Genomic DNA, 17,565 nt, shown 5'->3' with positions numbered 1-17,565 from the left:
ACTAATTAATTTAACCTTTGCCCCCACCCAGTCAAACCAAGTTTAAAATGTGAATGGTTTTATTTTCCCAGTACACAGGGATAGAGCTTCTCGTTTTTCGGGACGAGTCCTGAGATAATCTTCTAACCAAAAACAACCTCGATCGAGCAATTTTTGTAAATAATTATATTCTGTTTCTAAGGGCCAGCGATGCTTTTGACCATCCCTAGAAATAATCACAATTTCTTGACCATCAGGACTAAAAGCGATCCCATAGACGATATCTTCTTCTATTTTAAACTCGGAGCGCAAATTTCCGTCCCTGTCCCAGCGTCTAGCTGTACCATCCCTTGAAATAGCGGCGATTTTTTCACCATCAGGACTAAAACTAACTCCATAAACGGGAAAAGAATCGGTTTTAATCTCCTTTAAAAGATTGCCCTGTAAATCCCAAATTTTAATCTTTCCCCGAGTAGCGGTAGCAATTTTTTGATGATCAGGAGAAAACACCAAATCATAGATAATACTATTATCAACTGTCCAAGAATTAATTAATTGAGGTGGATGATTACTTAAATGCCAGTCTTGAACTTTTCCATCGCTTGTTCCCGTGATTATTGCTGTTCCCTCTCCATTAAAAGCAAGACTATAAATTGGTACTTGACTAGCGGTAAATTCTTGGAGCATTGTTCCTTTTTTGCTCCAGATTTGGACTTTTCCGTTTCTTCCTGTAATCGCTATCTGATTACCATCGGGATGAAAAGCTATACTATAGATTGAACGCATTTTTGTGGTAAATTCTCTAATTTTTTTCCCCTGGGAATCGAGTAAAGTAATTTGACCATCTTTATTAGCAATAGCGATAATATTGCCCTGGGAATTAATGCTAACACTGGTATTATCGGCCCTAGTTTGATTTAAATTGTTCAGCTGCCAAATTTTAGCCGTTTCATCACTCGATCCAGTTACCACCTGTTTTCCATCTTGACTAAATACAGCAGCAAAAACTGATTCTTGATGTCCTCTAAGAGTAGTTATTTCTTCCCCTTGCAGTCCCCAAATTTTAGCACTACCGTCACTAGATGCGGTAATTATAAACTGGCCATCAGGACTAAAATTAACACTGTTGACAAAATCTTGATGTCCCCGGAAAGTAGCTATTAAATTTCCCTGTAAATCCCAGATTTTAGCAGTTTTATCGGCCGCTGCCCCAGCAATTTTTTGACCGTCGGGACTAAAATTAACACTATAAAAAGCCTCAATATTATCTTGACCTAAACTCAAGATAATTTTACCTGATAAATCCCAGATTTTAATCGTACCATCCCGGGAAGCGGTGGCAATTTTTTGACCATCGGGACTAAAACTAGCTGCATCTATCGATCTTTTATGTCCCTTAAATACCTGTAAAGTTTCACCTGATAAATTCCATAATCTAGCGGTTTTATCCCTGGAAGTAGTCACAATTTTTTGACCATCGGGACTAAAACTAACACTATAAACTGATTCTTGATGGTCAGGATAGGTGACTAAATTTTGTCCTTGCAAGTTCCAAATTTTGGCGGTTTTATCTTCGGAAGCGGTGGCAATTTTTTGACCATCGGGACTAAAACTAACACTATAAACTGCTCCCTGATGACCTGTCAAAGTTTGAATATTCTCACCTTTTTGATTCCAAATTTTTACCGTTCCATCTTGAGAAGCAGTGGCTATTTTTTGACGATCAGGACTAATACTAACACTATAAATAGTTCCCCGGTGTCCTTGCAGTTGGTTTTTTTCTTGAATACGATCTAAAATTTGTTGCAGGGTAATAATTGGACTGGTAGCGGGATATTTACTCAAGGTTTGCCCATCAGTAACGATATTTTTTAAACTATTGACTGCTTGCATCGCCGCAATTAAAGATTCTAATTGTTCAAATTTAAATTGTTGCCAATAACTGTCACCATTGCGCTGTAATTGAATACCTAGTTGAGCGGTTTCTACTTGCTGCCATGCTTGTTTTACTTGAATAAAAGCTAAGAGAGAACCCAAAAGAGAAGCAATTAAAATTACCGAGCCAATTTGAATTCTTTTGGTGGCTTTTTGGTGAGCAATTGCTAGAATTTTATTAGCTTGCTTCTGAGTTTCTAGACTAATTTCTGCCTCTCTTTTATCGAGATTTTGACTAGCAGTTAAAAACTGATAATCAAGATTACTTAAGCTTTTTCCCTGAGACCAATCGAGGGCATTATTTAAAGCTTTTCCGCGTAAAAGCCGCGATTCATCGGTATAATTAGACTGTTGCCAGGCGGCGATCGCTTCTGAGTAGGGACGCAATTGCTCTAATTGTTTTTTCACCCAATTGAGATTAAATATTTCTCGATAAATAGGATTATAAACTACTAACTGATTATCCTTTTTTACCACCAAACCCGATAACCTTAATTCCCCTTGTTCTGGACTATCATCGCACAGGATTGATCCCTTTTCTAAAATTTGTTGATAGATACCTAACAAACGACCCGCTTTGTCTTGATTTCTTAACAAGCGATCGGCAATAGTTCGCAGATGCACTGGTTCATCTTGAGATTCCCAATTATTAATAATTCTCTCTTTGATCAGCGTCTCAATATCTAAATTACTTTCCAGCAATAGCTGACAGATTTTCTGGGTTAAAAATGGCTGTCCTCCCGTCCAAAAAATAATTTTTTCTAAGCAGTCGGGTTGATAATTACTTTGACCGTATAATCCCGCAGCTAGAGGAGCAATTTCTGCAAGATTAAATCCCGTTAATTCGATCGCCTGGCCGATATTAAAAGATGTTTGCGTCTTTTCGCGAATTAAATCTGCTGGGGTAGCCACACCGAATAAAGCAAAAGTAATTCTTTCATACTGGGAATTTTCCGCTCTTTGGTTATAACAATAACGAATCAGGGAAAAAAAGTCATCTAGAGAAAACTGTAAACTGAGAATTTTATCAATCTCGTCAATAAAAATATATATTTTCTCTCCCCGACAATAAACTAATAAAACTTCCTCAATAAATTGTCCCAAACGCTGCACGGGGGGTAAATCCTCTCGCTCGCGCAACCAGGATTTAAGATTAATTTTTCCCGTCAGATTAAATCCTAAAAACAAACGGGTGATCACGCCGTTATACCATTGGGATAAATTATCATTACTACCAAGACTGGTTATATCTACGGACGCGCAATCCCTGCCCAATTGCTGTAAAATATGAGTTACTCGTACCCTTAAACTGGATTTGCCCATCTGACGACAGTTAAAAACGTAGCAAAATTGACCATTTTTCAACGCCGTTAACAGTTCTTGATCGGCATTTCTCTCGATATAGGTAGGATGGTTATAAGCAAGACTACCCCCGACACGATATTGATAATTCATGATTCTTAAACAAAATTATTTCAATGTCACCAAAAGAAATAAAATAGACAATTGTGATTTAGATATCTATAATGCAAGGATAATCGCTATTGACAACCTATCCCCAAGGCAATTATGAAGAAAACTTTTTTCACCTCCATCGCCGTCAGTGCCACCCTCGTCAGTGGTATTGTTTTAGGTACTCTTGATGCCGGCAGTGCCTCCGCTTGTGCTTTCGCTCAAGGTAAAAGCATTTTTGGCAGCAATACCACCTTCCATCTGGATCCTAACAAACTTATTTTAGGGGTTGCCGCCGCCACAGGAGCAATCACCGTAGCCGGTATTTTAACCTACCGTCGTTTTCACCCTGGGCAGCCTCCTGAAGATGCCACCGCTAACCTGCCGTCGGTATTTTCTATTCCCATTCCCCCCGCAGCTTTAAATCAGGCAGTGGAGGTGGAAGAAGCGGCAGAAACCAGCAAAATCTCCTGAAAATCCCCTAGATTTCCTCAAAAAAGGTGTTGGCATCCCCGTAGATTTCCACCTAGGCAACACCTTTTTCTGGCTAATTGTGTCCCAGTTATCAGAATTTTCAGCGATTTTTAAGTTATGTTAAAAAGTGCAACCCTACCACCAGAGGTAAAGATGGGCAACTCTACCACGTTTTCTGAAACCCCACTTCACAAAGATCATCAAACTTGGGAGCATTTAAAACAAGCCATCGCCGCCAGTTCCGGTTTTCGGCGTTGGCAGCAAGAACAACTAGAATCAGGTAAAAATAGAGACGATGCCGATGCTCGCATTTGTTCCTATCTACGGGAAACTTTAGAAACTTTAGCCTACTAGATTGATGCTCCCCAGCTATGACGGCATGGGGACTTTTTCTGTCCGTTTAAGCTAATTTGCAGACCTTATTTTCTGCGCGCCTCGTAACCCAATAACCAGACAAAAGCGACAATTAAAGGCAGGAAATAATAAATAGCTCGATAGGCGATTAAAGAACCGAAAAGCTCGGCATTAGATACATATTCTGGGCGCAATCTGAGCATGATAAACTCAAAAACACCTATTCCCCCCGGCACGTTGCTTAATACCCCTGCTGTCATGGCAAATACGTAGAGACCGAAAAATCCTAAAAACGAAGTATTATAGTTGTCCGGGAGAAGAAGATATAGAACTCTAGCGGCTAATATCCAATCGATAAAAGTCAACAAAATCAAAGCCAGGGAAAGATTCCAAGAGGGTAAATAGATATTTTCTTTGCCGATTTTTATCGGTTTTTTATAAGTGAGAGTCAAGAAAAAATAGCCAGTAACCAGCAATAAAAAAATTACTCCTAAAGGTTTAGTAGTTAAAAAAGGTAATTTTAGAAGTTGAGGAATCCGTTGGGGATCGAGGAGGAAACTTACACCACCAATGCCTAACATTCCTAACCAAAAGCTTAAATGGGTAAAAGTGATGACTTTGGCAATATCCACCACCCCCACCCCCGCAGGAGTATAGAAACGATAACGGATCGCCGTCCCAGAAAATAAGGTTAAACCAATGGTATTACCAAGAGCATAACTGATAAAAGCAGTGCGGATAATAGTGCCTGAAGCTAAGGGATGATTGATATAATAAAAACCTAGGCGATCATAACCCGTCATCGACAAATAACCCAAAGCCATCCAAAAAACAGCTTCTAGCTTACGACTTGTGGTAATATGATTTAAACTAGCCAAGAGTTGGGCAAAAGTGTAGTGTTTAAATTCTTGACTAATTGCCCAAACCGCTAGAATAAATAAACTCAAAGAGAGGATAACAGGAGCAAAACGCAGGACTTTTTTATACATCTTATTTTTTACTAATTACTTTTGGTTCTTCTGGCTTCTGTTAGGGCAGCGATTTCGGTAATATCTCCCTGGGGTTGGTCACCAAAATTAGCCTGATAAATTGCCCGATCATCTTTATCTATATCACAGGAAAAGACACAATCAGATTCTAAGTTTTTTGGGCGACAAACTTGTTCAATCGCCACTCGAAACCCTCCCAAACTACAACAAAGGTCAATAAAACGAATTTTTTTATTATCTTTCAGGAGATTCATCGATAGTTGAGATTATAGCGATAGGGATATTCTCTTTGATTTTAACTTATTCAACTTTCACCAAAGAGCGGACGGTAAATATTTCATTGGCCTGTAGGGTTTTAATCGCTGAAATTGGCACAGTAACTACTGAAATTGACTCACCGATAGCGTTAAAAACCTCTAAAATTGCTATATCCCCTCAATATGTCGGGGTCAGGAGTTATTCTGGTATTCATGAACAGGCAAAGTGATTGAGAGAAGACTGCTCACGAATAATAGTTGCCAAAGTAATGCTTGAGCAAGAATAGCAGCAGCCTCAAAAGAGTCATGTAAACCTTGTATAGGCCAGCAATTCTCATTTTAAGGTTTCATGACATTAAAACCCTTGCACCTAGAGGGGTTAATAATTCTTAACGAATCTATAGATCGCTGAAACAACGCAAAATCGTTTCAAAATGAGAATTGCTGTGTATAGGCAGATCATCTTGAATAGATAGCGGTACAATGCCAGACTCCCTGAGCAACTCAGCTACAAGAAAGTTAAGCAATAATACTAAATCCGTTGAGTATAGGTAACATATCAGGATAGGCACTCATGCAAGAGGCTTCGGCCGTGAGCTCAGTCGAACGCTCGGTTGAACCCTGATCTCACCGTCGAAGTCTGCCCCCAGGAAAAACTTTTTCAGCAACCCCTAAATAGCCTATATTTTTAATTTGTATTTCTTCTGAAGCAGATATTTCTTGTGTTTTTTCGATAATTAGTATTTTTCCCATTGCCTCACGTTTTGGTGGAGTAATTTTTGAGTATTTGTATTTAGTTAGTCTTTTCCTTTGTTTGTAACTTTTTATGTTATAAACTGAAGTGCAGAATGTGGGCTAAAAGAGAGTTTCCTCTTAAAAATTCCAACTTAAGCTAAGACGCATTTAAACCGCTTATTTTTAAATTAGCCGAACCTCCCCCAATCCCTTTACTGTTGCCTTTTGCCTCGTCTCAACAAGCAATTTAAATTACGAACAGCTTAGTAGATTTACAAAAATGAGATGCACTCACTTATTACCTCTTGTTCTGAGTCACTTACTTTTTCCCTTTGACTTCCTGCCAAGTGTTACCGACTCCCTGTAAAACCCCGCGAATTACTAACCCGATACCACGACCGATAACTTGGATGAGAATATAGACTACTCCCTTACCCACCACCCGAAAAAAAGCGCGTAAACGAGGAGATAAGGAGTCTCTTAATTCTAAGGCGATCGAAACTAACCAAGCTATACCTGTTAAACTATCTAATTCCTCCTGTCGGGGGGAATAAATGGCTAGAGATTGGATTTCTCCATCGACATAGTGAAATAATTGATATTGACTTTCAAAGATATATTTAGGTTCTTGCCAATATTGTTGTAGTCGGTATTTCCAAGATAATTCATTGCGAACTTTTGCTAATTCTCTAGAAACGAGAAACTCTGTGCGGTAAAGTTTTTGTTTAACTTTTTCGTATTCCGAGAAGTTATTCAGAATAATTACCGTCACCGCATTGGCAATATTATGAATGAGATTTTGCAGGAGAATTTCGGCTCTGGCAATAGTTTCAGGAGCATTAGCTCGGTATTCTACTCCATCAATAGTTAAACTATCTTCATACAATAAATAGGAAAATAAGTCAAGAAGAAAAGGAATTTTATTGAGGATTTCTGTTTGAATTGCCTCTCTTTCTTCTTGGATAATTTCGTTAAGTTTAATTTCATTAATTTTGGCAGAGGGTAGGGCATTAATTTCTAAAAATTTCTGAGTAGCTTTTTGCCAGATATCAGAGACAATCAGGTTTAAGCGACTGGTTAATTCCCCTTTACTGACTTGTAAATATCTCATTTCATCAACATTTTTGCGAATTTCGTCGAGAACTACGTATAATAATTCCCGTTTACGACTGTCTTGTAAAATATCAATTTCAAAAGTAACATTTGTCTTATTAATTAAAGGCGATCGAATGACTGCTAAAGTGGACTCAAAAACCGCCGAAACACAGAGGGGACGCTCGCGGCTTAAAATTGGTAATTCTCGATCGATATTGTTAATTATTATCGGAGGTGTCACTGAAGCTGAATTGTAATAGCTACCTTCCAGGGGAATTAGTTTTCTCACTAGCCATAGAGCCGCTAAAAGTTCTCGTTTTCTCCCCTGCCAGTAAAAGCGATCAAAGCCGGATAAAGACTGTTGATTAAGATGGAGATCAATCAAATGTAATTCACTTTCGATGCGATTTAATCCCGTTTTGCCAGCACTGATTAACCAATGGCTAGGAGCTAAACTTGCACGGGTAGCAATTGTGAGAGGAGAAGGGACAACATCGTGGGATTCATCCCGGGAGATTTGCCCTAAAATAGTGATAAATTGCTCTAGGTTTGTGCCTTTGGGAATATAACCGGCGATGCCTAATTCCCTGGCGATTAGTTGCTGTCGGGAGTCGAGAGGAAAGGTTAATAGAACAATTTTACTTTCGGGATAGCGAGAGTGGAGAATTTCACAGTGAGACCAATCAAAGAGAGGATCAATAATAATAATTTCGGGGGCCGGATTAAGAGTCAAGGCGAAAATTGTTTCTAAATCCCCTTCGGTGATGATACTAATATTTTCTATCTGCGACAAAGCCTGCACCAGACCCAAGCGGAAAATCGGGTCATTATCGATGATAATTAGGGTGAGAGGGCGATCAATCACAAGAGTTGCAGCCTGTCAACGAATACTATTCACGGGGTCAATTATACAGTGATCTGGCTCATTTGTTTTGTTTATAGCCATAGAAATCGATGCGATAATCGGTAATTTTTACCCCCGTCGATGCCTCAATCTGTTTAATTAATTCCGGGGGAAGTTGGATATGCACATCGATAATTTCTTGACTGTCCAGACAATTGACGTGACTGTGGGAATCGCTGATGTTGCCGTAGAGTCTGCCGTCCCAGCGTTCCACAGATTCGATAATGCCTTGACCCGATAGGGCCTCTAGGTTTTGGTACACTGAGGTATGACCGATGTTTTTTCCTTGCAGATTGAGACGATCGTAAATTTCTCTCGCTGATAGGTGTTCCTGCGCTTGCCACAGCAATTCTAAAATATAGCGACGCTGACGACTAACCCGCATTCCTAAAGTTTGACACCTTTCGATCGCATCTTCTAAACACCGGATCGGTTTTTGTTTTACCTCCAAATTGTCCATAGTTGCGTCCGTTGACCTCCGCCCTAATACATAGTCATTACCAGTTTAGCTTAGTCTTTCGATCGATGTCCACATTGCCCCAGTTTTCAGCCCCTCTTCAAACTGAGATAAAAAATCAGCAGCGCCAGATTTGAGTAGATTTGCGGGGGAATGAGTGGAAAGAACCACAGAGGCACAAAGGACACAAAGATCGATCGCTACTAAGTAGTCGTGCAAAATTAATTTCCTAGTGAAGATAGGCAAAAGGCAAAAGGCAGGAGGCAAGAGGTGGTTAGATATGTGTAATTAATTTTGCTTAGGTACTTATATATAGCGTTTCTCGCATCTGTGCGGCACAGTTAAACCTTTGCTGATTAAGCTGTTCAGGATCGAGACTGTACCTCTTGTGAATCAGAAATGCTATAAATTGAACTGATCACACAAAGAATAAGAGAACCAAGCATTTACTTATCTATATAGATATGATCGTAATATTTCTATACAAATCCTCTTGAAAAATATTTTGACCGATTGTACAGTCGGGCTGTAATTTAATTTATTTTTAGGGCCATGGCCACCAAATCGCCAAAATTATTCGAGTCATTGCGGTCATAGACCGCAATGACTGTCACTACTGTTAGCCTCACTCTAGCCGCTGCTTCTAGTGCTAGTGCCGCGACAGTGTTCGGTTTCCAAACTCCTTACGCTCCCATTAACTGGACATTTGCCAATAGTAATGCCGACGGGTCGGTCAATACCAGCGGCGCTCCCGCGTCTATTAGCCTGACTGGGGGGGACAATGATTCTGCCAGTTCTGGAACCACAAACTACACCACCACTGCGGCTGCGGCTGGGACGGTGACGTTTAATTGGAACTATTCGACTAATGATATTGATGGGCCTTTTTTCGATCCCTTCGGATATCTGCTCAACGGCAGCTTCATCCAAGTAACTGACGATGGGGGAGGTGTTGTCCAAAACGGGACATCGACGTTTAACGTCCTAGCTGGCGACAGCTTTGGTTTCCGTATTTTCACTAGAGACAACACCCTCGGACGGGCTAGTGTGACGATTTCTAACTTTTCTGCCCCGATTCCCGAACCGTCAACTGTGCTGAGTTTGCTGGTGTTGGGAGGCTTAGGCGCTGGACTGAAGTACCTTAATCGCAATTGATATCCCAAAAAACAGGGGACTAGGAGGAGAAGTCAACTCCTAATTCCCAACTTGATTAGCTGTTGACTGTCTATGAGTGCCAGACTTGGGAGCGGGGAGAATTACACAATTCTGGCTTTAAGTCAATAGCCTTTACAAAACTTAAAAAATTGTCACACAAAAAAATGTCACCACTAGGGGCTTTTTTGGGCAAGAGAATCGATACAGTACCCTGATTGTCTTGGTTTTGCGTTGATTTAAGGTTTAATGCTCAAACTAAGCCCACAGCATACCATGATCATACCAGATTAATAAATGTAGGCAACCCCGATTTACAGCCAAATTTTGGCAAATTCTGGGAAAATCAAAATCTTGTAACTTACTTTTTACATTTAACTAATCGGTCAAAATATTTAAATATTTTATTTTTTTATCTTAAAGTTATAACTTTTACTTATTTTTTAAAAGCTGATTAACTAGGATTGGGAAAAAAGCTTGTAAGCTCTATTTAAAGTCAGTCGAATCGCTTAGTATCGGGAGACAGATGTGCCTTGTATAAGCTGTTAAGTATTTAAATTTCTTGTTGAGATGAGGCAACAGGCAGGATAGGCGGTTAAAATACATCTGGCTCTTCGTTACCCTTTATGCTAAATCAACAGACAAGATGCCAAGATAACATACTTCTAACCCAAAAATTCCGAAAGTTTCTAAAGCCATAGGCTCTCCGTTTTATTAGTTTAAGTTTATTGTTGATTCCCTCGACCACCCCATTTGTTGTCCTTTGCTCGAAATAACTAATTATTTCTCCAAACCAGTTTCGGATTGTTTGACAACTCTTGGTAAAAACACTGGAGGATTTTGCCAACCATTCTGAGATAGATAGCAGTCCTTCTGTCGGATTCTCTGAGGTTTCATAAATCTTTCTAAATTCTTCCTTTAATTCCTGCATCTTTTTCAAATTTGGGAAATTTTCTTTGATAGCTTCTAGTTTAATTTTTTGGGTTTCCGTTAAATCTTTTTCATTTTTTAACAAGCTATATTTACTTCGCTTTAAAACTTCTAGCTTCGCTTCTTTTTCCGCTTTCTGTTTTTTATTTTTCTGCGCTTCTACGGCTCTTTTTTCTGCTTTTCTCTGTTCGTCTAACTCTTGATTAATTTGTTTCATTACATGGAATCTATCGGCGACTACCTCGGCCGATGGCATCAATTCTTTCACCAAATTTTTATAGGGCAACCAAAGGTCTATGCTGACTTCTTCAATTTGCTCTAACACCTCTTTTCCCCACCCTGTAAGCGTTTCCCTCAACTCCTCTTGTGTTCGCTTCTCTAGAATAGCTATTAGTTTTCCCGTATCTAAATTTACTAAAACCGCACAGTAATTTTTTTGTCCTTTGACTAGAGCGATTTCGTCAATTCCTAGTCTTTTTAATTTCGATAGGTCTGTCTCTGTAATTTCTTCAGCTATGTCCTCTATCATTCTTTGAATCTCTTCTTCCGTTACGTCATTTCTTCGGCTAACATTTAAAATATCTCCTGATTTTAATTGTTCGAGTATATTCTCGGCTAGTCTTTTCGTATAGGTTCGTTTCTTGGCGACAAAATCTAACTCTTCGCTAAAGGGTTTCTGACAATTACCGCACTTAAATTGACGACGATTAACTTGTAGGTACACTGGTTGACCTGAGAGCGGTAAATCTTTGACTAAATGTCGATGATTTTGGTGGAGTTTATCGCTCTCTAACCCACAACGAGGACAGGCTGATTTTTTATTTTTCGATTCGACTGGTCAAACTATACCGATATTTTCTAGGTGTCGATAGCCTTGAATACAGGTTCCTTGTAGGTTCAAAAATTTGTCAAGTATCATAAGTAAAATACTCTGGTTTTTGGCTATTATATCAAATTTTAACTCGATTGTCTATCTTTTTGTATTAACCAGTTTGTGCCTTAAACCTTTTCCTGTATGGGTTTCAGCTATTTTTGGGCGTAGGCAGTCTCATCGATTTTTATTTTAAGTTAATTATTTGCATAACAGTTACCGAAGAGCCAGAGTTTCCTGATCAAGCGATGCAACGTAGGGGACTGGGAGACCTTTCTATCATTCATGATTGGCAAAGAATTTGTGATCAAAATCCAAGCCGCCGCGTCTATATATGGTCTTTGGACAAACACCTTAAAGGTTACAATCGGCTACCGAAGTTATGAGTAATTGACTACGGATTTACTTCTAATAGTCGATTTGTATTTTAAAAAATAGAGATTTAATTATTGGACTTTCCCCTTGACAAAAGACCATAACCCGTGCTGTTAATAAATCTAATTTCGCCTAAACTTCTCCCACCCGTTTATTGATAAATCCTTCAGTAAACAGGGGTAAATTCAGAAAAGTTAATGGGTGTCTCCATTGATGGATAAGGGTTTTCAGCTATCGTAGTACATAAAGCTGGCTGACTATCGAGAAAGCCAATCAATCTAATTTTGTACAACTAGACGAGCTAAACCAACTCCGGGATAGTAATTACCGAGAATTTGTTGATAATCTAGGCCTTTTTCCGCTAATTTATAAGCCCCAGTTTGACTCATGCCGCGGCCACCGTGAGCCCAAGCGACAATTTCATCGGTGGCAGCATAAAGAGACTCAACTACACCCCCTTTATAGCTGAGAATCTGCCCAGCAGTGGCATTAACCGCTTGGTGAGTCGATTGATACTCCGATCGAATACCTTTATATACTTGCCAGCGTTGACTATTGCCCAGATGAAACCAAGGATTAGCGGGGCGGATTATATGTACTAAAGCATAGGAACGAGCGGCGATCGCCTGTGCCTTTAAAGCCTGCATTGGCGCAGTGGAGTGCATTTCACTACCCACCACACTATAAAGATAGGACTCTAAATTAACATGATTGACTACCAATAAGCGATCGCCTTGGGCAACCAGCAGCACTTTACCCCGATACCAACTATCATCCACATAAACTAAACCATCGGCACTGGTGGGCTGCACAAAAATCACCTCTGGCAGCGATAAATCGCCCATTTTTAAGCCATTGGCACTGACAATGACTGGTAAACCCTCGTTAGTGGCAATCGTTTTTAAACCATGACCTTGGCGATCGGTGATTACCGCAGGTCCGTTAACTCCAATCAAAACACTGGCCACATCTCTTTTGATCGCCACGCGAATTTCTACGGCTGGTGGCCTATAATTAGCGGGAACCGCTAAAGGTTGTCTAGTCACCGGTTTGGCTGCGACAACGGGGGAAGTACTGGGGGAAGTTTGAACCGATGGTGCTAATTTTTTCGGCGCGGAGGGGGAGGATTGGGGAGAGGGGAATAGTTTTGGCGATGGCGCGGTTAAGGGTGCGATCGGAGATGGAATAATAGGGGAAGGAAAGGCAGCAGTCTCTAGATTTGCCTGCGGTTGTGGGGTTTCTGGTTTTTGCTTGGCTAAATAAGTTAAGAGAATTGGGGTAAAAGTAGCGATCGACAGCAAAGGAACAGCACAATGGCGCAGCAGGGAAAAATAGGCACTAGCAGTAAATTTCATTTTAATCACACCATCTTTAATTTTCTTATCTAACTTTATCATTCCCATCTCAGGCCGGGCAATTCTAGACAAAAACTCTCTTATTTTTGAGCTTGTTAGGACAAATTAGGCTGTAATAGTCAATAAAAGCCGAAAAAATCATGATAACTGTTATAGTGTGCCTAAATGATATGTAAACTAGAATGCCGACAACAATCCCGAAATATTTTAGAACAAAAGGCTCTTCGGTTTCTGTTATTCAATGGACGGGGATTATAAGGGTTCCACCTTTATATGGAAAGGCATTTGGCGATTTTTGTCAATTGCTTTTGATCTAGAGTGAACTAATCAATTAAGTCTCTGACCAGATAAGGATTTAGCCGATTTATCTCCCCCTATCGAACCATACCAAGTAACGAAGAACCGCTGTTTTGAATCTAAATTGCATATTCGATTTTTTCTCCTGCCGACTGCCGACAGTCTGATCTCAACAAGCAATTTAAATTACGAACAGCTTATCAATCCCAGAGTTCATAAGGATTTTGTCGAGCTAGAGTGTATCAGACTTATCTGAAATGACTACAACTATTCCTTTAGCTACCCTAAATTTCACGGCTAATTTAGTCAAACAAGCCGTGGAAACTATTACGTCTGTAGATGTTAAGACTTGGGCAGATAAAATGTTTGGGCAATCGACACTCTCGAAAGGGAAAAGGGTGTTTTCCTTCTGAGAAGACTGACAGAAAAAGTGCATGAATTATTTTGGCCGACTTACCCGCAGATTCAACTAGGTTAGGAGAGATTCAGCTAATTTAAGGGTAGGTGGTTAACAGCAATTCTCATTTTGAAAACAAAAGAAGATAAAGTTCTCTTGTTTACATAGAGAACTTCTGTCTAATTATCATTTTTTTTCAAGATAATCATCATAATTAGCTTCAAGAGACAGTTTTAGAATATCTGCCCATAAAAAACTTATCTCAACTCATAAATTTAGCTGAAATTCTGACCTAATTTGTGGTTTTTTCAATGAATAAAATAATCTTTCCTTCTCTCGAAAAATTGACATTTTTAACTAGAATTTATTTTTTTGAGCGGGACATATTCGGTAAGAATAAACAAGAAAAACTCTGACCAATTCTTAAACCAAAAATATTTTAATAAAGTACGAATATCATTAAAAAAACTGGTGCGAGTAACTAATAACTCACGAATCTTTTGATAAGTATGATTAACTAAATCTAAAACGGTATGAAATAAAAAAGCTAGTAAATTTAAAGACAACAAGAACTCGCATAAATGACTTTGACCATGACCAAAATTATGTTCTAAATTATAACCGTGATTTTTAAGAACGTTATTTCCTTCATTCTCAACTTTCCATCTGCTGCGTCCAGCTTTGACAATTTTTTCAACATTATTTTCAGTAATTTGATGATTGGTAATCCAATTATTTTGATAGATAATTTTCTGTGTTTTTTCATTAATGACCGTGACTTCACACCAATTAACTTCGAGACTTGACTTGACCTCTCTCAGAGGAACTCTAGAAACATAACGATAACGATAAATGAGATTCTTTCGTCCATCCCATTGTTTCTTTTCTACGGCTTTAACTTCTCCACTTTTTTCTAAAAATTCTAGCCATTCATATAAGGTTTTATGAGAAGTTTCAAGACAAACAAAAATAAAATTATAACCTTGTTTTAGAGCTAACTCACAGATAGGTTGGCGAGAGTATAAGTCATCTCCTAACAGGGTTACAGGATAACCATACTTCTTTTGATGATTCTTATCTAACCATCTTTTAACAGCCGCATTTTCACAATCTTGTTTTTGCTGCCCATCTTGTTTTTTAATAAATTCTGGTTCTAAATTAATCACTTGTTTTTGCTCAGGAGAAACCACAATTGGCGTGACGCAACCATGAAAATAAGTTGTCGTTCCATTTCGATGATTACGACAGTTACAATGAGGGCAATTAATTTTCTTGGATGAGAAATATTCTGTGCCATCTAACGCCACTAATATTTCTCCATCTAAGTAGAGAAACTTTTTCAAAACTCCCTTTTCTTTTAACCATTCATAGACTTTTTGAAAAGTCCTAGAGATATTAGATGCTGGCACTGGATCTAGCAAATTTCTTATTTGATTATCCCCAGGAATTTTTTTAATTGAAAATAAACTTTCAGCATTATCTTTTCCCTTATTGCTTTTCATTAAACGTTGATGGTCTAAAAAAGACGGCGACTGAGTAAAAAAGACTGAAAATGCAGCCATCACGGCATCTTTTATCTCATATTTTCTATTATTTCCAGGTTTCCTCTCATCGGGTAAATCATCTAATTCTTGATGGAAAAATTGCATTAATTCCGAAATTTCTAGGGTTGCCGCTTTTTGAGCCATCTTGGAATAATTTGACGTGCTGGTGGATTTCTATCTCACCCATTTTACCTTAGCTGACAATAATTATAAATTTTTATTTCCCTTGAATTCTCTATTCCAAAAACAGAACTATCTTCCTGATTTAACCCTGTTCGTTCTCAGCCAACCTCTTTGATTGCTTGAGTATTTATACTTAATTTGTCTAGCCAATTGTTTTTTTTATTGTTCGCCTCTTCTAGAAAATAGTTGCTTCGTACTATATTTTCCCTGCCAAAATCGGGGTTAATGCTCTATTTATTTCAAAATGAGAATTGCTGCGATTTTTGTCAATTGCTTTTGATCTAGAGTGAACTAATCAATTAAGTCTCTGACCAGATAAGGATTTAGCCGATTTATCTCCCCCTATCGAACCATACCAAGTAACGAATAACCGCTGTTTTGAATCTAAATTGCATATTCGATTTTTTCTCCTGCCGACTGCCGACAGTCTGATCTCAACAAGCAATTTAAATTACGAACAGCTTATCAATCCCAGAGTTCATAAGGATTTTGTCGAGCTAGAGTGTATCAGACTTATCTGAAATGACTACAACTATTCCTTTAGCTACCCTAAATTTCACGGCTAATTTAGTCAAACAAGCCGTGGAAACTATTACGTCTGTAGATGTTAAGACTTGGGCAGATAAAATGTTTGGGCAATCGACACTCTCGAAAGGGAAAAGGGTGTTTTCCTTCTGAGAAGACTGACAGAAAAAGTGCATGAATTATTTTGGCCGACTTACCCGCAGATTCAACTAGGTTAGGAGAGATTCAGCTAATTTAAGGGTAGGTGGTTAACAGCAATTCTCATTTTGAAAACAAAAGAAGATAAAGTTCTCTTGTTCACATAGAGAACTTCTGTCTAATTATCATTTTTTTTCAAGATAATCATCATAATTAGCTTCAAGAGACAGTTTTAAAATATCTGCCCATAAAAAACTTATCTCAACTCATAAATTTAGCTGAAATTCTGACCTAATTTGTGGTTTTTTCAATGAATAAAATAATCTTTCCTTCTCTCGAAAAATTGACATTTTTAACTAGAATTTATTTTTTTGAGCGGGACATATTCGGTAAGAATAAACAAGAAAAACTCTGACCAATTCTTAAACCAAAAATATTTTAATAAAGTACGAATATCATTAAAAAAACTGGTGCGAGTAACTAATAACTCACGAATCTTTTGATAAGTATGATTAACTAAATCTAAAACGGTATGAAATAAAAAAGCTAGTAAATTTAAAGACAACAAGAACTCGCATAAATGACTTTGACCATGACCAAAATTATGTTCTAAATTATAACCGTGATTTTTAAGAACGTTATTTCCTTCATTCTCAACTTTCCATCTGCTGCGTCCAGCTTTGACAATTTTTTCAACATTATTTTCAGTAATTTGATGATTGGTAATCCAATTATTTTGATAGATAATTTTCTGTGTTTTTTCATTAATGACCGTGACTTCACACCAATTAACTTCGAGACTTGACTCGACCTCTCTCAGAGGAACTCTAGAAACATAACGATAACGATAAATGAGATTCTTTCGTCCATCCCATTGTTTCTTTTCTACGGCTTTAACTTCTCCACTTTTTTCTAAAAATTCTAGCCATTCATATAAGGTTTTATGAGAAGTTTCAAGACAAACAAAAATAAAATTATAACCTTGTTTTAGAGCTAACTCACCAGCAATTCTCATTTTGAAATAAATAGAGCATTAACCCCGATTTTGGCAGGGAAAATATAGTACGAAGCAACTATTTTCTAGAAGAGGCGAACAATAAAAAAAACAATTGGCTAGACAAATTAAGTATAAATACTCAAGCAATCAAAGAGGTTGGCTGAGAACGA

9 protein-coding genes and 4 pseudogenes are annotated in these 17,565 nt (G+C 38.3%); 3 read left to right on the top strand and 10 right to left on the bottom strand.

Annotation, left to right across the window (positions count from 1 at the left end; translation table 11 throughout):
* Nucleotides 1-42: 42 nt before the first annotated feature.
* Nucleotides 43-3,369, bottom strand: coding sequence for an AAA-like domain-containing protein (locus tag ACE3JL_RS02020; RefSeq protein WP_375328727.1), 3,327 nt, complete (start codon nt 3,367-3,369; stop codon nt 43-45).
* A gap of 114 nt (nt 3,370-3,483) precedes the next feature.
* On the opposite strand from ACE3JL_RS02020, the gene ACE3JL_RS02015 reads away from it, so the two are divergent.
* The gene (locus ACE3JL_RS02015; RefSeq protein WP_271989658.1) at nt 3,484-3,840 is read left to right on the top strand and encodes a hypothetical protein; all 357 of its coding nucleotides are present in this window, start codon (nt 3,484-3,486) and stop codon (nt 3,838-3,840) included.
* Nucleotides 3,841-3,957: 117 nt separating this feature from the next.
* Nucleotides 3,958-4,194: a hypothetical protein gene (locus ACE3JL_RS02010; RefSeq protein WP_271989659.1), complete on the top strand. Its 237-nt coding sequence runs from the start codon at nt 3,958-3,960 to the stop codon at nt 4,192-4,194.
* A gap of 65 nt (nt 4,195-4,259) precedes the next feature.
* Here ACE3JL_RS02010 and ACE3JL_RS02005 read toward each other — a convergent pair whose 3' ends face one another.
* From ACE3JL_RS02005 to ACE3JL_RS01985, 5 genes and pseudogenes are all read right to left on the bottom strand, one after another.
* A complete protein-coding gene (locus ACE3JL_RS02005; RefSeq protein WP_375328726.1) occupies nt 4,260-5,183 on the bottom strand; it encodes a lysylphosphatidylglycerol synthase domain-containing protein in 924 nt (307 codons plus the stop codon).
* 41 nt (nt 5,184-5,224) lie between these two features.
* Nucleotides 5,225-5,437 (bottom strand): annotated as a pseudogene (locus ACE3JL_RS02000) (DNA cytosine methyltransferase); the annotation flags it as partial.
* A gap of 1,057 nt (nt 5,438-6,494) precedes the next feature.
* Complete coding sequence (locus ACE3JL_RS01995) at nt 6,495-8,135, bottom strand: DUF3685 domain-containing protein (protein WP_375328725.1); 1,641 nt, start codon at nt 8,133-8,135, stop codon at nt 6,495-6,497.
* Between the two features lie 58 nt (nt 8,136-8,193).
* Nucleotides 8,194-8,634: a Fur family transcriptional regulator gene (locus ACE3JL_RS01990; RefSeq protein ID WP_004268517.1), complete on the bottom strand. Its 441-nt coding sequence runs from the start codon at nt 8,632-8,634 to the stop codon at nt 8,194-8,196.
* A 45-nt stretch (nt 8,635-8,679) separates the two neighbouring features.
* The gene (locus ACE3JL_RS01985; protein WP_271991943.1) at nt 8,680-8,850 is read right to left on the bottom strand and encodes a hypothetical protein; all 171 of its coding nucleotides are present in this window, start codon (nt 8,848-8,850) and stop codon (nt 8,680-8,682) included.
* Between the two features lie 384 nt (nt 8,851-9,234).
* Here ACE3JL_RS01985 and ACE3JL_RS01980 point away from each other — a divergent pair, with 384 nt between their 5' ends.
* Complete coding sequence (locus tag ACE3JL_RS01980; RefSeq protein WP_375328724.1) at nt 9,235-9,786, top strand: PEP-CTERM sorting domain-containing protein; 552 nt, start codon at nt 9,235-9,237, stop codon at nt 9,784-9,786.
* Between the two features lie 631 nt (nt 9,787-10,417).
* On the opposite strand, the pseudogene ACE3JL_RS01975 reads toward ACE3JL_RS01980, so the two are convergent.
* From ACE3JL_RS01975 to ACE3JL_RS01960, 4 genes and pseudogenes are all read right to left on the bottom strand, one after another.
* Nucleotides 10,418-11,632 (bottom strand): annotated as a pseudogene (locus tag ACE3JL_RS01975) (ISL3 family transposase).
* 605 nt (nt 11,633-12,237) lie between these two features.
* Nucleotides 12,238-13,356, bottom strand: coding sequence for a SpoIID/LytB domain-containing protein (locus ACE3JL_RS01970; RefSeq protein ID WP_375328723.1), 1,119 nt, complete (start codon nt 13,354-13,356; stop codon nt 12,238-12,240).
* Nucleotides 13,357-14,447: 1,091 nt separating this feature from the next.
* Nucleotides 14,448-15,696 (bottom strand): annotated as a pseudogene (locus ACE3JL_RS01965) (ISNCY family transposase).
* Nucleotides 15,697-16,836: 1,140 nt separating this feature from the next.
* Nucleotides 16,837-17,398 (bottom strand): annotated as a pseudogene (locus ACE3JL_RS01960) (ISNCY family transposase); the annotation flags it as partial.
* Nucleotides 17,399-17,565 lie beyond the last annotated feature (167 nt).

Source organism: Microcystis sp. BLCC-F210, from assembly GCF_042134685.1.
In the GTDB taxonomy this organism is placed as follows: domain Bacteria; phylum Cyanobacteriota; class Cyanobacteriia; order Cyanobacteriales; family Microcystaceae; genus Microcystis; species Microcystis aeruginosa_D.
This window is presented reverse-complemented; position numbering and strand designations above follow the sequence as displayed.